At 34.5% G+C, this 20,717-nt stretch carries 19 protein-coding genes; 8 read left to right on the top strand and 11 right to left on the bottom strand.

Annotated elements, in window-relative coordinates:
- Positions 1–10: 10 nt before the first annotated feature.
- From SOM12_RS10225 to SOM12_RS10200, 6 genes are all read left to right on the top strand, one after another.
- Positions 11–1,483 carry a glycoside hydrolase family 30 protein gene (locus tag SOM12_RS10225; protein WP_320493359.1) on the top strand — a complete coding sequence of 491 codons (1,473 nt, stop codon included), beginning with the start codon at positions 11–13 and terminating at the stop codon, positions 1,481–1,483.
- Between the two features lie 17 nt (positions 1,484–1,500).
- On the top strand, positions 1,501–3,243 hold the full coding sequence (locus SOM12_RS10220; RefSeq protein WP_095928201.1) for a cellulase family glycosylhydrolase: 1,743 nt from the start codon (positions 1,501–1,503) through the stop codon (positions 3,241–3,243).
- Positions 3,244–3,303: 60 nt separating this feature from the next.
- On the top strand, positions 3,304–4,377 hold the full coding sequence (locus SOM12_RS10215) for a glycoside hydrolase family 16 protein (protein WP_095928002.1): 1,074 nt from the start codon (positions 3,304–3,306) through the stop codon (positions 4,375–4,377).
- Positions 4,378–4,449: 72 nt separating this feature from the next.
- Entirely contained in the window at positions 4,450–5,289 is an 840-nt protein-coding gene (locus tag SOM12_RS10210; RefSeq protein ID WP_320493358.1) for an endonuclease/exonuclease/phosphatase family protein, read from the top strand.
- A gap of 2 nt (positions 5,290–5,291) precedes the next feature.
- Positions 5,292–6,716, top strand: coding sequence for a glycoside hydrolase family 30 protein (locus tag SOM12_RS10205; RefSeq protein WP_320493357.1), 1,425 nt, complete (start codon positions 5,292–5,294; stop codon positions 6,714–6,716).
- Positions 6,717–6,728: 12 nt separating this feature from the next.
- Positions 6,729–8,954, top strand: coding sequence for a glycoside hydrolase family 3 N-terminal domain-containing protein (locus SOM12_RS10200; RefSeq protein WP_320493356.1), 2,226 nt, complete (start codon positions 6,729–6,731; stop codon positions 8,952–8,954).
- A gap of 46 nt (positions 8,955–9,000) precedes the next feature.
- Here SOM12_RS10200 and SOM12_RS10195 read toward each other — a convergent pair whose 3' ends face one another.
- Entirely contained in the window at positions 9,001–11,022 is a 2,022-nt protein-coding gene (locus SOM12_RS10195; RefSeq protein ID WP_320493355.1) for a hypothetical protein, read from the bottom strand.
- 149 nt (positions 11,023–11,171) lie between these two features.
- Positions 11,172–11,429: a hypothetical protein gene (locus SOM12_RS10190; protein WP_320493354.1), complete on the bottom strand. Its 258-nt coding sequence runs from the start codon at positions 11,427–11,429 to the stop codon at positions 11,172–11,174.
- Between the two features lie 283 nt (positions 11,430–11,712).
- Between SOM12_RS10190 and SOM12_RS10185 the strand changes: the two genes are divergently transcribed.
- The gene (locus SOM12_RS10185) at positions 11,713–12,468 is read left to right on the top strand and encodes an NUDIX hydrolase (protein WP_095927996.1); all 756 of its coding nucleotides are present in this window, start codon (positions 11,713–11,715) and stop codon (positions 12,466–12,468) included.
- A 63-nt stretch (positions 12,469–12,531) separates the two neighbouring features.
- On the top strand, positions 12,532–12,852 hold the full coding sequence (locus SOM12_RS10180) for an MmcQ/YjbR family DNA-binding protein (RefSeq protein ID WP_095927995.1): 321 nt from the start codon (positions 12,532–12,534) through the stop codon (positions 12,850–12,852).
- Positions 12,853–12,856: 4 nt separating this feature from the next.
- Here the strand turns inward: SOM12_RS10180 and SOM12_RS10175 are convergent, their stop codons facing one another.
- From SOM12_RS10175 to SOM12_RS10135, 9 genes are all read right to left on the bottom strand, one after another.
- A complete protein-coding gene (locus tag SOM12_RS10175; RefSeq protein ID WP_095927994.1) occupies positions 12,857–13,465 on the bottom strand; it encodes an alpha-ketoglutarate-dependent dioxygenase AlkB family protein in 609 nt (202 codons plus the stop codon).
- Positions 13,452–13,697, bottom strand: a complete 246-nt coding sequence (locus tag SOM12_RS10170) for an Ada metal-binding domain-containing protein (protein ID WP_095927993.1) — start codon at positions 13,695–13,697, stop codon at positions 13,452–13,454. Before SOM12_RS10170 ends, SOM12_RS10175 begins: the two co-directional genes overlap by 14 nt.
- A gap of 133 nt (positions 13,698–13,830) precedes the next feature.
- Positions 13,831–14,544, bottom strand: coding sequence for a 2OG-Fe(II) oxygenase (locus SOM12_RS10165; protein WP_320493353.1), 714 nt, complete (start codon positions 14,542–14,544; stop codon positions 13,831–13,833).
- A gap of 82 nt (positions 14,545–14,626) precedes the next feature.
- Complete coding sequence (locus tag SOM12_RS10160; protein ID WP_320493352.1) at positions 14,627–15,469, bottom strand: methylated-DNA--[protein]-cysteine S-methyltransferase; 843 nt, start codon at positions 15,467–15,469, stop codon at positions 14,627–14,629.
- A gap of 222 nt (positions 15,470–15,691) precedes the next feature.
- Positions 15,692–16,153, bottom strand: a complete 462-nt coding sequence (locus SOM12_RS10155; RefSeq protein ID WP_320493351.1) for a GNAT family N-acetyltransferase — start codon at positions 16,151–16,153, stop codon at positions 15,692–15,694.
- An 18-nt stretch (positions 16,154–16,171) separates the two neighbouring features.
- The gene (locus SOM12_RS10150; RefSeq protein WP_320493350.1) at positions 16,172–16,504 is read right to left on the bottom strand and encodes a DMT family transporter; all 333 of its coding nucleotides are present in this window, start codon (positions 16,502–16,504) and stop codon (positions 16,172–16,174) included.
- A 39-nt stretch (positions 16,505–16,543) separates the two neighbouring features.
- Positions 16,544–17,623, bottom strand: a complete 1,080-nt coding sequence (locus SOM12_RS10145) for a hypothetical protein (RefSeq protein WP_320493349.1) — start codon at positions 17,621–17,623, stop codon at positions 16,544–16,546.
- A 10-nt stretch (positions 17,624–17,633) separates the two neighbouring features.
- A complete protein-coding gene (locus tag SOM12_RS10140) occupies positions 17,634–17,918 on the bottom strand; it encodes a hypothetical protein (protein WP_095927987.1) in 285 nt (94 codons plus the stop codon).
- Positions 17,919–18,193: 275 nt separating this feature from the next.
- Positions 18,194–20,512, bottom strand: coding sequence for a patatin-like phospholipase family protein (locus SOM12_RS10135; RefSeq protein WP_320493348.1), 2,319 nt, complete (start codon positions 20,510–20,512; stop codon positions 18,194–18,196).
- Between the last annotated feature and the right edge of the window lie 205 nt (positions 20,513–20,717).

Below are 20,717 nucleotides of genomic sequence, written 5' to 3'. Positions count from 1 at the left end.
ACCACGAAATATGAAATTTAATTTAAAGAACACTATAAAAGTATTTTTCTTTATTACAGCTGTATTGGCTCAAGTAAAATGCTCTTCTTCAAGCGATCCGGTAGAAAATCCGCCGGTAGATCCACCGGTTGTAAACCCTCCAGTAGTAGTAACAAACGATGTTGATTTTTGGCTTACAAAAGGCAATCAAAGTGTTTTATTGGCAAAACAATCAGGGACATTAGGATTTGGTACAACAGCAAATGGGTATGCTAATATTGAAGTGAATGTTGCTCAAAAATACCAGACTATCGATGGTTTCGGATATACCTTGACAGGAGGAAGTGTAGATGTTATAAACCAATTAAACGCTGCTAAAAGAACCGCTCTTTTGCAGGAATTATTCGGTAATGGAGAAAACTCAATTGGAGTGAGTTATATTAGAATCAGTATCGGAGCTTCAGATTTAAATGCAACACCATTTACTTACAACGATCTTGCAGCTGGAGAAACAGATTTAAATCTAGAGAAATTCAGTTTAGAAAAAGACAAAAATCTAATTGCCATGCTGAAAGAAATTGTGGCAATTAATCCTAAAATATTAATCTTAGCAACACCTTGGTCTGCACCTATTTGGATGAAAGATGTAGCAAGTTTTAAAGGCGGAAAACTGAAAACAGAATACTATGATGTTTACGCTAAATATTTTGTAAAATACATTCAGCAAATGAAAGCAGAAGGAATTACCATTGATGCTGTAACTCCTCAAAACGAACCTTTGCATGACGGGAATAACCCAAGTATGTATATGTCTGCTGCTGATCAGGGAAGTTTTATTAAAAATAGTTTGGGGCCTGCATTTAAAGCCGCAAATCTAAATGTAAAAATTATTGCTTACGATCACAATTGCGATAATCCAAATTATCCAAAAGCAATTTTGGCAGATGCAGATGCCTTTCCTTTTATAGACGGATCGGCTTTTCATTTATATGCAGGAGATATTAGTGCGCTAACCAATGTGTACAATTCTTATCCGACCAAAAACGTATATTTTACAGAACAATGGACTTCTTCTGAAGGTAGTTTTGATGGCGATTTAAAATGGCATCTTCGAAATGTAATTATCGGATCAATGAGAAATTACAGTAAAAATGCTTTAGAATGGAATGTGGCCAACAATCAAAATTTTGGCCCGCATACTGATGGTGGTTGTACAATGTGTAAAGGGGCTATCACGATAACTTCAGCCGATAGTTTTCAGCGTAATGTGGCGTATTATATTATTGCTCATGCTTCAAAATTTGTTCCAATGGGATCTACTAGAATCGAGAGCAATTCTGGTGGTAGCTTGCAAAATGTCGCTTTTATCACCCCTTCAGGTTCAAAAGTATTGATTGTTGAAAATGATGGATCTGCAACAGAAACTTTCAATATTAAATTCAATGGAAAATGGGTAACCACTTCACTTGAAGGAGGATCTGTCGGAACTTATACTTGGAAATAATTGAAAAACTATTTTATATGAAAAAAATACTTTTAACATCGCTGCTTTTTGTTTCGATTGCCTCTTTTGGACAAGGTTTTTTGCATAGAGACGGACAAAAAATAGTAGACGGAAATGGTAAAAATGTTCTTTTAAGAGGTTTAGGTCTTGGCGGATGGATGGTGCAGGAAGGTTATATGTTGAAGACCCAGCCATTTGCTAGTCCGCAATATCAGATAAAACAAAAAATAGAAGATGTAATAGGCGTAGAGGGAACAAAAGAATTCTACGCAGCCTATAAAGCAAACGGGATCACAAAGCGAGATATTGATTCTTTGGCAAAATGGGGATTCAATTCGATTCGTCTTCCAATGCATTACAATCTGTACACACCGCCAATCGAGCAGGAAAAAAATGGTGAAATCACTTGGATAGAAGAAGGTTTTACCATGACCGATAATTTGTTGAAATGGTGTGCAGAGAATAAAATATATCTGATTTTAGATTTGCACGCAGCTCCTGGAGGACAAGGAAACGACGCTGCAATTTCAGATTTTGATACTACAAAACCAGCGCTTTGGCAGAGCGAAGCCAATCAGAAAAAAATGATTGCTTTATGGAAGAAATTGGCTTCTCGTTACCGAGATAATCCTTGGATTGGAGCGTATGATATTATCAACGAACCCAACTGGAATTTTACAGGATCAAACAAGAATGGTTGTGACGAAAATTCAAACGGACCTTTAAGAGATTTAATGGTCGCAGTTACAAAAGCCATTCGCGAAGTCGATACCAATCATTTAATTTTTATTGAAGGAAATTGTTGGGGAAATAACTACAACGGAATTTTTCCGTTATGGGATGATAATTTGGCTTTAAGTTTTCATAAATATTGGAACTATAACGACAAAGCTTCTATCGAAAAGATGCTAGAGTACAGGGAAAAATACAATGTGCCAATCTGGATGGGAGAAAGTGGAGAAAATTCGAATGTTTGGTTTAAAGATGTACTTACTTTAGTAGAAAACCATAATATCGGATGGGCATTTTGGCCAATGAAAAAAATAGACAATATCGCTGGAGTAGCTTCTGTTACTAAAACTCGTGAATATGATGTTCTGTTGAAATATTGGAAAGACGGTGGTCTAAAACCATCTCCAGAATTTGCAAAAAAGACGCTGATGAAAATGGCCGACAACTACAAAATGGAAAACGTAACCGTTAAGCCAGATGTTGTAGATGCCATGTTTAGACAAGTGCAAACAGACGATACAAAACCATACAAGAAGAATGCTGTTCCAGGAAAAGTTGCCGCAACGCATTACGATTTAGGAACCAACGGAAAAGCCTATTCAGATACTGATTTTGTAAATTATAGAAGCGTTACCGGAAAAGATGATCAATGGAATCGCGGTAACAGTATGAGAAATGATGGAGTTGATATTTTGCCTTGCCAAGACAAAGATTCAAACGGTTATCAAGTTTCTTTTATTGAAGACGGAGAATGGATTCAATATACGGTTGATGCAAAAGAAGGAACTTACAATGTTGCCATTCGTTATTCTAGCGAGAAAGCTGAAGGAAAATTGCACTTAGAAATTGATGGAACAAAATCTAATGAAATCACGCTTCCCGCAACAGCTGGAGATAACAAATGGAAGACTGTAGTTTTATCTACGGTAGCATTAAAATCGGGTTCAAATAAAGTAAAAGTTGTATTTGAAAAAGGAGGTTTTAATTTGAACTATTTTGACTTTGTTATGAACAAAAACAAAAAGTAGAAGAAATAATATTTATCTTGATATTCAATTTATTAACTAAACCATTTAAATAATAAAAAGATGAAAATGATTAATCTCGCAAATAGAGCTGGAGTTCTTACTTTAATCCTATTGTTTGTATTCCAGTCTTGCAGCAGTAATAACGATACGACAGATACTCCTGTTGTTGTAGCTCCCGATAAAATTTCTGTACAAGTTGATGTAGTGGGCAAAACCGCCGAAATGCCAAATGGAGACGGAAGCGGAAAAATTAATTTAAAAATTGAAGCTCCTAATGCAAAGTCATATAAGGTAGTGGTAAACAACGAAACAAAAGAGTTTACAACTAGCAGTTTTACATATGAATTTACGCAGCCAGGAACCAAAACCTATACGATTGATGTTACAGCATTTAACGGAATAAAGTATACGAATACTTCTGCAACAGTAAATATTTTCGTAGCCAGAAAATTAATTTGGTCAGATGAATTCAATACCGATGGAGCGCCTGATAGTTCAAAATGGGGTTATGATTTAGGAACAGGAAATGGCTGGGGAAATAACGAATTGGAATATTACACCAATCGTTCTGAAAATGTAAAAATCGAAGGAGGTCTTTTGAAAATTACGGCAATCAAAGAAAATTACCAAGGAAGCCAATACACTTCTACAAGAATGCTAACCAAAGGGAAGTTTTCTTTTAAATACGGAAGAGCAGAGATTCGCGCAAAATTACCAGCTGGCGGCGGTACTTGGCCTGCTTTCTGGCTACTTGGAGATAATATAGATACGGCAGGATGGCCATTATGCGGAGAAATAGATATTTTAGAATCAGTTGGTAATAATCCAAATGTAATCCATTCGTCCTTGCATTCACCAGGACGCTCAGGAAATACGCCAGATACTAAAACAACAACGGCTCCAAATTCGACAACCGAATTTCACATCTATGCTGCCGAATGGAGTGCAGAAAACATCAATTTTTATGTAGATGATAATTTATTTTATAGCTACAAAAACTCTAGTACAACTCCATTTAATGATAAATTCTTTGTGATTATAAACTTTGCAATGGGAGGAAATTTTGGAGGAGCTGTCGATCCAAACTTTCAAAGAGCAACCTACGAAATTGATTATGTAAGAGTATATAATTAACATAATTTTTAAACAGATTTTTTTCTTTAAAGCCTCGTAAACACTAGCTTTACAAGATTAAAATTTTTTAACATGAAAAAGATAAACAAACTTGTTTTTGCAGTAATGCTGCTTTTAAGCGTGAACTTATTTTATGGTCAGAATTTAAAAATTATGACTTATAATATCCGTCTGGATGTTGCCTCAGATGGAGAAAATGCTTGGCCAAACCGAAAAGATTATTTTACATCTCAAATTGGTTTTTACAGTCCAGACGTTTTCGGAGTTCAGGAAGCAATGCCAAACCAAGTGTTAGATATTGCATCGGCTTTGCCAAATTATAACAAATTCGGAGTTGGAAGAGAAGAAGGAGGTTTAGGTGAAGCGTGTACGATTTACTACAAAAAAGACCGATTTAAAGTAGAGCAATCTAATACTTTCTGGTTGTCTGAAACTCCAAATGTGGTTTCAAGAGGTTGGGATGCTGCTTGCAATAGAGTTTGTACATACGGACTTTTTAAAGATCTAAAGACTAAAAAAATATTTTGGATTTTCAATTTGCATTTAGATCACATGGGGGAAGAAGCAAGAGTAAAAGGCGTACAGCTTGCTCTTTCTAAAATAAAAGAATTAAACACAAAAAATTATCCCGCTTTTTTAATGGGTGATTTCAATTCTGAACCAAACACAACGCAAATTGGAGAAATTAGAAAAGTGATGGATGATACCAAAGATGTTTCCATAGAAAAGCCTTTTGGTCCTTCTGGAACTTTCAACGATTTCAAACACAATGAACCCGTAACATTATTATTAGACTACATTTTTATTTCAAAAAATAGTGGTCTAAAAGTTCAAAAACACGCAGTGTTAAGTGATTCTAAAGATTTAAAATATCCGTCAGATCATTTGCCTGTCTTAATAGAAATAGATTAAAAATGAAAAACATCAACAAAAAACTTCAGATCCTAGTTTTGCTGCCATTAATTGCAATGCAGTTCAACTGTGGATCTTCAACAAATGCTGTAAAAAATACTGGAAAAGTTTCTTCTTGGATTACCACAACAGATGAAACTTCAAAACTTAAAAAACAACCTGAGTTAATTTTCACTTCAGAAACAAATTCAAATCAAACCATTGAAGTAAATCCTTCAGAGAAATTCCAAACTATTGAAGGTTTCGGATTTTCATTAACTGGAGGAAGTGCGCAAGCCATTAAAAAGCTAGACAAATCAAAAAGAGAAGCTTTGCTTCAGGAATTGTTTTCTAGAAAAGAAGATGCCATTGGTTTAAGTTATTTAAGAATAAGTATTGGTGCATCAGATTTGAATGAAAAAGTTTTTTCGTATGATGATATGCCAGAAGGTCAAACCGATTTAAAATTGGAACATTTCAATCTTGGTCCAGATTTAGACGATGTGATTCCGGTTCTAAAAGAGATTTTAGCTATAAATCCTAAAATAAAAATAATGGGTTCTCCATGGTCGCCTCCAGTTTGGATGAAAGATAACGGAAGCTCAAAAGGCGGTAGTTTACAGCCAAAATACTATCAGGTTTACGCAGAATATTTTGTGAAATATATTCAAGCAATGAAATCGCACGGAATTGTAATTGATGCGATTACGCCTCAAAATGAACCTTTACACCCAGGAAATAACCCAAGTTTGCTAATGTTGGCAGAACAGCAAGCAGATTTTGTTGGGAATAATTTGGGGCCCGCTTTCGCGAAAGCAGGAATCAAAACCAAAATTATTGTTTACGATCACAACTGTAATAAACCAGAATATCCTTTGACGATTTTAAGAGATCCAAAAGCAAATCCGTTTGTAGAAGGATCAGCTTTTCACTTGTATGAAGGAGATATTAGTGCTTTATCAACTGTTCATAACGAATTTCCAAATAAGGATTTGTATTTTACAGAACAATATACCGGAAGCGGAACTAATTTCGAAACCGACTTGAAATGGAGTGTGAAAAATGTAGTAATTGGTTCAATGCGTAACTGGAGTAAAAATGCGCTTTCTTGGGGATTAGCAAATGATGAGTTTTACAAACCTTTCACGCCAGGAGGATGTTCAACTTGTAAAGGTGCTTTGATGATTGACCAAAATCAAAATATCAAAAGAGAAGTAGGATATTATATCATCGGACATGCTTCTAAATTTGTTCCAGAAGGTTCGGTAAGAATTGGCAGTAATATTGTAGGAAATTTACACAATGTTTCTTTCATAACTCCGTTAGGACAAACAGTTTTAATTGTAGAAAATGACGGAGCTTCAGCAGAAACTTTTAATATAAAATACAACGACAAACAAACTACAACCACACTAAACGCAGGAGCAGTTGCTACTTACGTTTGGTAAACCACTTAAACTATGAAAAAAGCAACTACAATTACACTGTTTATGCTCTCGCTTTTTGCGACGGCACAGCAGTCAATAGATCAGAAAGTCAATGATCTGTTGAAAAAAATGACAATTGAAGAAAAAATTGGCCAGTTAAATCAGTACACTGGAGACAATCAGGCTACGGGACCAATTACAATTAATCCGAACAAGCAAAACGAAATCAAACAAGGTTTAATTGGTTCGATGCTAAATGTTATCGGAACAAAATATACCAGAGGATATCAGGAATTGGCGATGCAGTCAAGACTTAAAATTCCGTTGTTGTTTGGCCAAGACGTTATTCACGGTTACAAAATGACTTTTCCTCTTCCGTTAGCAGAAGCGGCAAGTTGGGATTTAGCAGCAATCGAATTAGGCGCAAGAGTTGCGGCAACAGAAGCAGCAGCAAGCGGAATTCATTGGACATTTGCTCCAATGGTAGATATTGGTCGTGATCCTCGCTGGGGACGTGTAATGGAAGGTGCGGGAGAAGATACTTATTTGGGCTCTAAAATTGCTTACGCAAGAGTAAAAGGTTTTCAAGGAAACAAACTTGGAGACTTAAACTCTGTTATGGCCTGTGTAAAACATTTCGCGGCTTATGGAGCCGGAGTTGGAGGAAGAGATTACAACTCTGTAGACATGAGCGAAAGAATGTTATGGGAAACCTATTTACCGCCATTTAAAGCGGCTTTAGATGCAGGAGCTGCAACATTTATGAATTCATTTAATGATATTAACGGAATTCCAGCAACTGGGAATGCACATTTACAAAGAGATATCTTAAAAGGAAAATGGAACTTTCAAGGTTTCGTAGTTTCAGACTGGGGATCAATTGGAGAAATGGTCGCACACGGTTATTCTAAAGATCTTAAAGAAGCAGCTTATTCAGCGATTACAGCAGGAAGCGACATGGATATGGAAAGTAATGCATATCGCTACAATTTAGCAGCTTTGGTAAAAGAAGGTAGAGTTTCTATTGATTTAATTGATGATGCTGTAAAACGTATTCTTCGTAAGAAATTCGAATTAGGATTATTTGATGATCCTTACAGATACTCAGATGAAAAACGTGCTGAAAAAGCATTAAACAATCCGGAGCACAGAAAAGCAGCTAGAGAAATGGCTGAAAAAAGTATCGTTTTATTAAAGAACGAAAACCAAACTTTGCCAATTTCAAAAAATGTTAAAACCATTGCATTTATTGGTCCAATGGTAAAAGAATATAAAGAAAATATGGGATTCTGGTCTGTAGAACTTCCAGAAGTTGATTACAATAAATGGATCGTTTCGCAATGGGATGGATTGCAAAATAAAGTGGGCAAAAACACCAAATTATTGTATGCAAAAGGTTGTGAAATTGAAGGAACAAACAAAGATGGTTTTGCAGAAGCGGTTGCGACAGCTAAACAAGCCGATGTTGTGATTTTGAGTATTGGTGAAAGACGCGACATGAGCGGTGAAGCCAAAAGTAGAAGCGACTTGCATTTGCCAGGAGTTCAAGAAGATTTAGTAAAAGCAGTTATGGCAACAGGAAAACCAGTTGTCGTTTTAATAAATGCTGGAAGACCTTTGGTTTTCAACTGGACTGCAGATAATGTTCCGGCAATTTTATACACTTGGTGGTTAGGAACTGAAGCTGGAAATGCTATTGCAAATGTTTTATTTGGAGACTACAATCCGTCTGGAAAATTGCCAATGACTTTTCCAAGAGAAGTAGGGCAGATTCCAATTTACTACAATCACTTTAGTACAGGAAGACCTGCTAAAGACGAAAACGCAACAAACTATGTTTCGGCTTATATCGATTTGAAAAACTCTCCAAAATATCCTTTTGGATATGGTTTGAGCTATACAACGTTTGATTATTCAGGTTTGAAATTATCTTCAACTAAAATAAAAAGCAATGAAACGATTAAAGTTTCTTTCCAATTGACAAATAGCGGAAAAGTAGCTGGAGAAGAAGTTGCTCAATTGTATTTGAAAGATAAATTTGGATCTGTTGTAAGACCAGTTTTAGAATTAAGAGATTTCCAGAAAGTGAAATTAAATGCAGGAGAATCTAAAACAATCGAATTTACAATTGACAAAGAGAAACTTTCTTTCTATAATGATAAAGTAGAATGGGTTGCTGAACCAGGAGATTTTGAAGTAATGATCGGAACTTCATCAGCAGATATTAAATTAAGATCTGATTTTGAATTAGTAAATTAAATAAAAAACGGGGCTTCTTTTTGAGCCCCGTTTTTTTATATCGAAATTATTTTAATCGTTTTTTAAAACTATATTTCAGCATATTCATTAAACCTTGTTCGATAATGTCAATTCCAACGCCATAATTACTGTCGGCAATTTCATGATGTGCATTTCTAAAATCTTCAAAATCTTCACTTGGAATTTCTAAGTTGATTAACGGTTTATAATCAACAATTATAGAAGCACCATGTTTGGTTACTTTTTTACGGCTTGTGAAATCAAAATAAGGATTTGTGATCGTACTTTCCTGAATTGTATATTTTTCCTGAGTATCGATTTTTTGATCTGTCGTTAAATTGATTTCGTACTTCTCGTTATCAAAATTATGCCAAAACAAAAGATCCGTGTGCATAAAGTCGCGTGCAGCATTTTTAACCACATTGCGATCAAAATACATTAAAAAGCGATTCTTTTCTGCATCTGTAAAATACGGATTTTCGACTGTAGCATTATACTGAATCGTAAATTCATTTAGCTTTTTATCATCGCTTACAAGTTCAATCGTCGCATCTTTAAAAATGGTTCTGATATCCGTTCCGTTTCGATCATTAGAATAATTTAAAGCATAGAACAAGAAATTATTCCAGCTGTCAATGATCTCTCTTTTGTTTGTGTTTTTGAAATATTTACGCATATAATTGGCACGACCTCCTTTGTAAGTCGAAACCAATTTTAGCGTTCCTATATTATTTTGAGCACTAAAATCTGCTTTTTCAGTTATTCCATAATAAGGAAATCTGTAAGGCTCCTTAATCTGCAATTCCTGATTTGGTTTTACTTCCAAGTAATGCATAAAATAGATATAGCCGCGATTTTCAATTAGCCCGAATTCGTCTCTTGAAGTAGCATCAACAAAATAAGTTCCGCCTTTGTAATTGATTTTTACAATAACATGATTAAAAGTCAATAATGACGGAAGGTAATATTTAATGTAAAGATCTGAATTGAAATTAACCAAAACTACAGAAGCATCAATATTGATATAATCTAAAACCACTTTAAGTAAAACCGATTTTGCCTTGCAATCTCCCTGTTTATTTTCATACGTTACTGATGGCTCTTGCGGTTTATGGCCATTCATTTCATCCGCATTATAAATGTAGTAAACATGGTTCTGCACGTAATCAATTGCAAATTGTAATTTTTCGTCTTGATCTGCAATGGCATCCAATTTTTCTACCAGTTTTGGAGCAAATTCTGTTAAAGAAGCTTTACTGTATATGTCTTCGTAAAGCGGAGAAATGTAATTTGATAAGTCAACCCAGTTGCGATCTGTTGCAAAATCAATAAAAGGAGCAATTTCTCGGTTTGAATCAAAAGAGTTAATATAATCTTCTTTTTCGATTACAAACTTTTCTTCTTTTTTCAAGAAATTAATTTCTGGTTCCAAAACATTTCCCTCTTCATCTCTAAAGAATGTCTTTTTGTATGTGATTGCTTCCTTTCTGTCATTGATAAAAGAAAACTTGTATTTGCCATAAGCCCAATAAGTGCTTGGTGTTACGTAAACATACTTAAGAAATTCTTTTCGCATAAAATCGCGATCAGTAAAAACCTTGGTGCGCGAATCTTCAGTAATTAAAACATCATAAAGACGTAAATCTTTAATCGTAATATTTACTTTTTTGTTACTGCTTAAAATGCCGCCTTCACTCTGATTTTCACTATCTAAAACTTTAATTTTAGTATCAGGAATTTTATCAATCAGAATACCATCTCTCAGCACGCTAATTCTGTGTATTAAATAAGTTTCATTTTCTTCCACAACAACATCTTTTACCGAAGCGTTTTCAAGATTGGAAGGCTCGTTAAGAGTATAGGCCACGCAAGCATATTCGCTGTTTTCAGTATCGCTTGTGTAGTAGATTTTATCTAAGAAGTAGCAGAAATCACGACCTTCTTCAACTTGTTTTTTTGAGAAATCGGATTCTTTTATATATTCAATAAGTTGATCGTCATTAATTGTGGGAGCCCAGTTTTCTGGTTTTTGAATTTTGTAACTTTCTGATTCAATGATGTTTTCCATGTATTCGTTCTATAGGGGTATATTCTTACTTTTAAAACGGCTAAAATAACTAATAAATGACCATTTTCTTTCATTTTAGTGTAAAATTTATAATAAAAAACCTCACCGAAGTGAGGCCAGCATTATAAATTATAAAAATGTGTAGGTATTTATTTTAAAACGGTATTTATAAAATCCATTGCGCCAATTCCTTTATAAGATGCATACAAAGCTTTTTCATAAGCTTCTCGCTTTGCTTTTTTATCTTTTGCATCAGTTTCGACGATCATTTCATTGAAAATTCTCTCCTGTTCTTCGCTATATTTTAGAGATTCTTCCAGAAGATATGTTTTCGAAACAAATCCGAATGAAGACCAGATTCTGGTTCTAATTTTTTTATTGATGTCTTTTAAAGGATTGGCAATCATAACTTCTGTGTTTAAATTTCTACGCTCACTTGAAGAAAAATGGAAACAGCTTGTATTATTTTTCTTTGAATTTGATTCTAATTTTAACAATTAAAATCATTAATGTGTTATTATGACGCAATGTACTTATTTTTTTTAAATTTGATTTTAAATTTTCGTTAAAATTGTAGTTTCAACACTTCTGTTTTAATGAAAATCAGCGCTTTGTTTTTTAATATATTTCAGTTTTATAAAAATGAAGTAAATTGCAGCGTTATTAAAAGAAAGAATTTATACGAATCTGATGTTAAAAGACATTATAGATAATAACGAAAATTATCAACCAGGACTTTCTATAGACTGTGTTATTTTTGGTTTTCATGACAATCAGTTAAAAGTTTTATTGATTAAAGTGGAACGTGCCAATAAATGGTCTTTGCCCGGCGGTTTTATTCCTGTAGATCAGGATATTGATACGGCTGCAATCACGGTTCTGAATGGCAGAACAGGTGTTGATGGAGTATTTTTAAGGCAATTTGCAACGTTTGGAAAAGTAAATCGTAACCATCAGCATTTTGATAAAAAAATCTTGGAATATCTTCAAATTGAAGAAGAAAAAGGAAAATGGCTAACACGCCGTTTTGTTACAATTGGATATTATGCTTTGGTGGATTTTTCTAAAATTCTTCCAAATCCAACAGGCAGATACGAAATAGTGGAATGGATTGATCATAAAGAAGTTCCTGAGCTTATTCTAGATCATAAGGAAATTTTGGATAAAGCTTTAGACACTTTGCGTACAGAATTAAATTTAATGCCAGTGGGTTACAATTTATTGCCAGAGAAATTTACCATTCCAGAACTGCAAAAATTGTACGAAACGATTTTGGATAAAAAATTAGACCGACGAAATTTTTTACGCAAAATCACCAATATAGGAATTCTTAATAAATTGGACGAAAAGAAAAGTAACGTAGCACACAAAGCTCCAAACTTATATTCTTTTGATAAAGAAAAATATGATGAGGTGCTTAAAAACGGACTGAATCAAGGGTGGTAAATTTTACATAACGAAGACCGAACAGGTTTTTAAAAACTGTTAGGTCTAACTAAAAAAGCCGATATGATTTCAATTGAAGAATTTAGAAAATTAGCAATGTCGTTTCCAGATGCGACTGAAGAACCCCATTTTGAGAAAACTTCCTTTCGAATCAAAAAAAAGATTTTTGCCACTTTTGACGAAAAGAATAATCATGCGGTTTTAAAACTAAACGAAATAGATCAATCGGTTTTTTGTGCGTCAAGCGAAAAGATTTTTTATCCAATTCCAAATAAATGGGGAGCGCAAGGCTGGACTATTGTTGAGCTTTTAAGAGTAAGACCCGAAATGTTCGAGGACGCTTTAATACGTTCGTACGAAAATGTTGCTACAAAAAAGAAGTAATATTTTATCTCACAATAGTTCTAAAAGTCAAATTTACTCGAGGTTTTTGAGTTGTTTTTGTTGGAGGTAATCGATGCAGCCAATGCGTTTGTGTTTCGTCTTTCATAACCAATAAACTTCCGTGTTCCAGAATTAGAGAAACGGTTTCTTTAGATTCTTTATGTTTGAAGGCAAATTTGCGTTCGGCACCAAAACTTACCGATCCGATTGCGCCATTTTTTTTCAAATCTTTCTCAGCATCGCTGTGCCACGCCATTCCTTCTTCGCCAGTATGATATAAATTCAGTAAGCAAGAATTGAAAGTTTCTCCCGTTTTCTCTTCAATGATTTTCTTTAACTTTAAAAGTTCAGGAGTCCAAGGCAACGCTTTTTTGGTCGTATTCGAATACGTATATTCAAATTCCTGATCGCCGTACCAAGCCACTTTTCGTTTGGTTAAAATTAATTTTCCGAAGATCACCGCTTCGTCATTTTTCCATTCAATTGTATTTAATAAGACATCGCGATAGAAATCGGCTTCCTGTCTGGAGAAGCATTTTCCATAATAATTCACCGTTCCATCTTTCGGAAGCAGATTGGTTGTTTCGTCTGTTTGAGGATTAAATAAGTCCATTTTTCCATTTTTGATATTCCGATTTCATACAATGCCCGCAAGGCCTGAAACCATTTTGTTTGGCGTCATTTTCAGATAAAAAGAAAACACGATTTTCTCTTTTCATTCTTTTTCCCGAAGAACATTTGAGCGTTCCGTAGATTTTTAGTTTTTGATTGCCGCCGAAACAAATTTCGCCTTTTTTGATTTTATTTCGAAGTTCTCGATCTGAAATTTTATTGTGTTCAATCATAATTATATTGTTAAAGATTTATTTCTCGCAAAGTCGCAGAATCGCAAAGTTTAGAACTTATTAATCTTAAAAAATTATGTTAGCTAAGTCTTAAAAACATCTCTTGACGACTTCACGACTTTGCGAGCAAAAATCACGAAAGGGCATCATGAAAAATAATTCCCAACGTGTATCTTTCGCCAGAAAGGACTTCGCTTACCCCATGTTTCATATTCACGCGATAATATCCTTTTGTGCCTTTTACTGGCCTGAAATTAGTTGTAAAAACAAGAATATCTCCCTTTTTAGGTTTTAAGACAATGGCTTTCGATTGTGCTCGTGGAGTTTGTTGCGTAAGCACAAATTCTCCGCCAGTAAAATCTTCATCAGGTTCGTTTAGAAAAAGCACAATTTGAATAGGAAAATATACATCTCCATATAAATCCTGATGTAAAGTATTGAATCCGCTTTTTCCATATTTTAAAATTAAAACAGTCGCTTTCAGCTGATTATTGTCGTGACATTTTTTCAATAATTCTTCGTGTTTGTTAGGGAAAACGGTATCGATGTTCAATGCTTTCATCCAAGAATTAGCAATCGAAGCTAGTTTCGGATAAATTGAAGAACGAATATCTTGAATTAAATCAGGCAACGGATAATTGAAATATTTGTACTCGCCTAAACCAAATCGATAGCGTTCCATAACAACGGTTTTTCTATATAAATTCGGATTATCATAATCGAATTTTAAATCTTCGCATTGTTCGTTATTAAGCACTTTTGGAATAATGGCAAAGCCGTTTTCGTGCATAGATTTGGTGATGCTTTCCCAGTCTTGAGAAGCGATTTTTGATTGTATAGTTTGCATGGCAATTATATTTTATGAAATTTTCAATGAAGATCAATCATTGAAATTTGGAATTTGGGATTCGAAATTTGGAATTTTGTTTTTATGGTTTTATTTGAGCACCTTCCCAGCCAATAATGGCTGTTTTTCGTGTATTTCCCCACATATAGCCACCAAATGTTCCCGAAGATTGAATTACGCGGTGACACGGAATTAAAAACGCCACAGGATTACTTCCAATTGCTGTTCCAACTGCTCGTGATGCATTTGGTTTCTGAATTTGGTGCGCAATAGTTCCGTATGTAGAAAGCTGTCCCATTGGAATTTTTAGTAAAGTTTCCCAAACTTTCAATTGAAAATCGGTTCCTTTTAAATGCAGTTTGATTTCAGATAATTTGCTCCAATCGTTTTGAAAAATAAATAAGGCATTTTGCTGCAATAAATCCAGTTTTTTCGAAAATTGAGCATTCGGGAATTTATCTTTCAACGCGATAAATCCAGTCATTTCATCTTCGGCGAAAGCCATAAAACAAACGCCCTTTTGAGTAGACGCAACGATAATATTCCCAAATGGACTTTCGGCAAAACTATAATTGATCTCAAGATTTTTTCCTCCATTTTTATATTCTGCAGGTGTCATTCCTTCGATATTTACAAATAAATCATGAAGTCGGCTGGTTCCTGAAAGGCCAGTTTCAAAAGCAGTTTCAGATATTGTGGCTTGATTTTCTTTAAGTAACTTTTTAGCGTGTTCGATGCTGGTATATTGTAAAAACTTCTTCGGACTTGTTCCTGCCCATTCACTAAAAAGTCTCTGAAAGTGAAACGGACTTAAATGCACTTTCTCAGCCACCTCATCCAGATTGGGCTGTTCTTTAAAATTAGCTTTGATATAATCTATAGCTTCAGCGATACGATTATAATTTATGGTTTCCTGTGTGTTCATCTTCTTTCCATTTTATAATACAAATATCGATTGGTTTTAGAAGGTATAAAATCCGAAACTTGCGGAAGTTTTTTTCTAACCGCAAAGAGCGCGAAGATTTACGCAAAGTTCGCTATGTTTTTTCTTGTAACGGTGCAAAGGGTTCGTCTTTTTGTCATTTCGACGAAGGAGAAATCTCCGCAAGTAACTCAACAAAGATTGGCATAAAGCCTTGTACAAAAATTATAAATTTTTCTCCATTTTGTAATTAATCAATTCAACGCCCAAGCGTACGTTTTTTTGCTCAGCTTTTGCAACAAATCCTTTCTTTTCAAAAAAAGGTTTGGCAGTAATGCTAATATCCGAAGTTATCATTTTTGAATGCTGTTTTTGAGCTTCAAGTTCTAATTTGGTTAAAAGTTTATCTGCAATTCCTTGTCGTTGAAAATCTTTGTGAATGTAGAAAAAATCAATGTAATCTCCATCTTTTAAAGTTGCGAAGCCTGCAATTTTGTTTTCAATTACCGCTAATAGAACGTATTGTGTTTCGATAACGGCAATCCAGCGTTCTGTATTTTTTACGCCAGAAATCCAAGCTTCTCTTTGCGCTTCATTATAATCCTTTTTGCATACAGATTGTATGGTTTCGATATACAATTGCTGCATTTCGTTTAAATCTGAAATTGTAGCATTTCTAAAAGTCATTTTCTCCTAAGATTTAAATTAGTGAGCAGTAGTTTTAGAAAAAACATTAATTACAATAACGCCAATTACAATCAATGCAAGACCAATTATTGCTGGCAAATCTGGAATTTCTTTGAAGAAAAGAGCGCCAATTGCAGTAATTAAAACAATTCCAACACCAGACCAAATGGCGTAAGCAAAACCAACCGGAATGGTTCTAATGGCAAAACTTAAAAAATAAAATGCACCACAATATCCAATAATGGTGATGATGCTCGGAATAAGTTTGGTGAATTCTTCAGACTTTTTTAATGCTGAAGTAGCAATAATTTCGAAGATTATGGCTAGGCCTAAAAATATAAAATTCTTCATAGTTCACTTTTTTACAAAGGTAAACTTTAAAGCTGAAAATTATTTAAGATTATCTGTTCTAGAAGAAACACTGATCAGCTTGTATCCGTTTTCTGTTCTTAGAAATTCAAAATGATCTTGCCCGCGATCGGTTTGCTTTTTTGGATTGATAACAATATCCATTGTTGGATAAATCCAATCTTTAGATTCATTACAATTGTTGAAGTAAATGTCGTATTCGCTTGATTCAAAAATAAACTGATTTAATCCGCCAGAAGAAATAAAATAATCTGTTTTTGGATTTTTAAGCTCCTGAAGTTTTAGTTTTAAATAGATATAATTTTGATTAATGAATTTGGTTTTCGAAGCATTTATCCAGCCGTCTGGTTCTTTCCAATAGGTTATTTTATCGAAAGTATGTTTTTCTAAATTGGTTTTGGATAAGTCCTTAAGTAGAGTATTTTCTAACCAATATTTAAACTCTTTATCAAAATTTATGAAAGAATAATATTGTCCATCAACTCCAAGAAAACTGTCTCTTGTTGGGTCTTTGCTTGGTTCTTTTGACTTTTCTAAAGAATAAAAATTCAACTCGTCATCATAGGAGAAATTCTCAATCAGGACTTTGTTATTGATGTCGATTAAAAACTCTTTTCCTCCTGTCAAGAAAAAGTGTTCTCCGTCTTGTTGCTTTTTGGCGTCTTTCAAAACCGTAATAATTCCGTTTTTTACTTTGGTTAAGGCGCTGTATTCTGCTGGAATTGCAATTTTTCCTTCGGCATTAAATACTCCCATTTTATCAGTTTTACGATCTGTAAATCTTATAAAACCTTCGTTTTCGCAGTCAGGACCATTATCAAATACATACAGGCTATCTTGCCCGATAATCTTTCCTTGTTTGGTTAAATAATAGCTGTTCCATTTACCGTTTTCTTCTTCAGTAACAGCAATTATATTTTCGAATTTGCGCGCAATGGTAAAACCACTAAACTTGGGTTCTATTTTGATTATTCCATTTTTGTCTTTAAACCCGGTTAATGTAGTGTCTTTGTTAGGAAATGCAGTCCAGATGTCATTGCTTTGAGCAAATGTTAAAGAATTAAAGAGAAAGAATAGAATGAGGATAAGGATTTTTTTCATGAAAAGGCAGTTATCGAATATGAACTTCTGTTTCGTTGTTTCTTGCTTCTTCAAAACAATCAGAACATAACATTTTGAAATCGGCAAGAGATTGAAAAGTTTCTGTCCATTCTTCTCCATTATCCAAAAGATATTGTTCGCAGGAACCGCACCAAGCAATTTGTGGAAGATCTTCCTCGGCTTCTGAATAGAAAAATCCAACTTGATTTTTTGAATCTATTGCAGTTGCGATATGAATGCAGGTAAAAGACATTTCTTTTGAGCCGTGTATGTCGCAGGAAATTTTTTCGATCATTTTTTGAATTTTAAAAAGCTTTAAGTTCAAATTTAAAGCTATAAATTAAAAACCTTGTAAATGTCTTGTTAAATTAAGTCGTTCTTGATCTACGTGAGCGTGAGGGATAGAAGTAGGCTACCAAAGTAGCACGTATAGCCCGACAGCATCCCGATAAGAGGGCGAATGAGCATAAAGTATTTTTGCCCTCTTATCGGGATGGTGGCACGCCCAGATTGTTTTTTTGTTTAAAGTTTCAGGTTTCAGGTTTCAAGTTTAGGCGTTAGGTTTTTCTTTTAAGGATTAAGGGATAGTCCAACGCTAAAAAATAATCGTACTTTGTCGATATTATTGATCCATGAAGTATCGAAATGGATTGGGCCTAAAATGGATTGATAGGAAATTGCGGCGCCTCCCGATATTACGAGACTGGTCTCGATATTTTCGTCCCAATTTCCTTTTGGATTGAAGGCATGTTTTAGATAATCGTTAAAAGTGTCAAAACCTACAGATGCGATATTGAAGTGGGGCGTTAGATAAATTTTTCCGATTAGATTGATCTGAGATGCAAGTTTGACTCCCATATATTGCGTAACATTAAGTTCGTCTTCATGGAGCCCAGCAAACGAGAAGCGATTGCTGCCAGAACTAGGTATAATACCGCCTATGAAATATTTTGCAGCATAACCAAATCCTGAAAATGGAATATCGTCATGTTTAAGTTTGTCTTGAAAAATAAAATAAGAATCAAACCCTACGATTCCTGTAATTTTCTTTTTTATAGGCAATCTCTTTTCGTAGGTTAAACCAAATTTGGTGTAGCCATTTGTTGAGCCAGAAACACGTGTTAAGTCCGGATCTGAAAATGCGGCATTAAGATCGGTAAGAAATGACCGTGCTATGTTTGATTTTATAATGGTTCCGTTTGTGGCAAAGAAAACTCGATCCATGTCATTATAAGAATAATGCAGGTTGAATTCGATGTTGTTAAAGTTGTAGTCGTTAATACTCACAGAATTTGGGTTGTATTCTCGGTCATATTTTGGTTTTAGATTCGTATAGCTGTAATTTAGTCCAAAGCCTAAATAGCTTTTCAGGGAATTTATGTTTCTGTTTACTTCACTGTTGATTTCAAAAGTATTGTAGAGTATATTGTCTGATGCTTTACCATTTATATAAATTTCTTGACGGAGAAAAGCTCCATAAGCTTCAGTTGCCCACCACCATTCTCTATGGCCTCCAAAATTTTTCTGATAATTGATTCTAGCTTTTGGCTGTTCGGCAATATCGGCAGTTATCAAAAGTCGTGAGGCATCAGCTAAGATATTTCTTCCGGTGTAGTTAAAAATTATTCCAACACCTCTATATGTATCATAATGCACTGATGTGTTTAGCTGATTTTTGGCACGTTCAAAACCAAACAATGTAATGCCTAATTTATCACCGTCTTGGATGAAATAACTGTATGTAATCTCATCAAAAAGATTGGTTCCCATTGCTCTGTTAATGCCTGCTATTAAATCTTTTGTAGTGTATTTTACATGGGTTTTAAGATTGGCTCTTCCAACAACAAGAGGAAGATTTTCGGGGCTTATTTTTTTATAAACAATGGTGTCTAGAACAAACTCATTTGGCATATCGGGCAATTTGTGCGTTCGCTGCTGAAATCCTTTTAATTTTTCTGAAAGAGCAATTAAAGCTGGGAGATTTTGATTTGTTGCTATTTTTCCATCTTTGTAGATTTCGTTGCTATCGGCAAAATCGGCTGTTGAGAAACGGAGATTGGGTAGATGATCAACCAATATATTACATAAATCACGATTTGCAGGATTTTTAATGTTACTCGGAAACATACTGGTCTGCATTAAGATCGTCATAAGATTGTTTAGCTTATCTACGGGTTCCATTCCGCCTCCGACGTCACTTCCAATAATAATGTCGGCCCCCATTTGTTTGGCAACATCTGTTGGGAAATTATTCAATACTCCGCCGTCTACTAAAACCGTTTTTCCGTAAGGCATTGGCTTAAAAATAGCGGGTAGCGACATACTAGCGCGCATAGCGTAGGATAAACTTCCTTTGCTTAAAATAACTTCTTTTCCTTCTACCAAGTCCGTAGCCATGGCTCTAAAGGGAATCGGAAGACTGTCAAAATCTTTAACATTGTATACAGGGAAAGTTAATTCAGAAAGGTATTCTCTTAGATTTTGATCATTTAACAAAGAACCAATGCTGTTAAGTTTCCCGTCTTTAACGCCTATTCCGACTAAATACCTTTGGAATTCTCTTTTTTCTTCGGCACTTACAGATCGTAGCGCCTGTCCTCCGCCTAGGAGTTTATCCCAATAAATATCTTTAGTGATTTTTTCTATGCTGTCACCAGAATATCCCATTGCATACAAACCACCTATAATACTTCCCATACTGTTTCCAACAATAAGGTCTGGAACGATGTGAAGAGAATCTAATTTTTGCAAAAGAGGAATATGTGCAATTCCTTTTGCACCGCCACCACTTAATACTAATACAACTTTGGGCTTTTTTTCCTGAGAGAAAAGAAAGTGCGGAAGGGTTAATAAAAATAAGAAGACGAGTAAATAAGATGTTTTTTTCAATTTTTTACTATTTAAGTATTTGATAAATAGATTCTTATTCTGGTTATTAAAAGTAAGCAGATATTTATAAAAGTACAATTTTTTGAGAGAAATGTTTTTTTACTGAAGCATAAAAACAGAAAACCCGACAGGTTTTTAAAACCTGTCGGGTTTGAAATATTTAATCAAAGATATTTAATCCCGATAGCTATCGGGACTAAAATCA

The organism is Flavobacterium sp. CFBP9031 (assembly GCF_034044945.1).
Classification (GTDB): Bacteria; Bacteroidota; Bacteroidia; order Flavobacteriales; family Flavobacteriaceae; genus Flavobacterium.
This window is presented reverse-complemented; position numbering and strand designations above follow the sequence as displayed.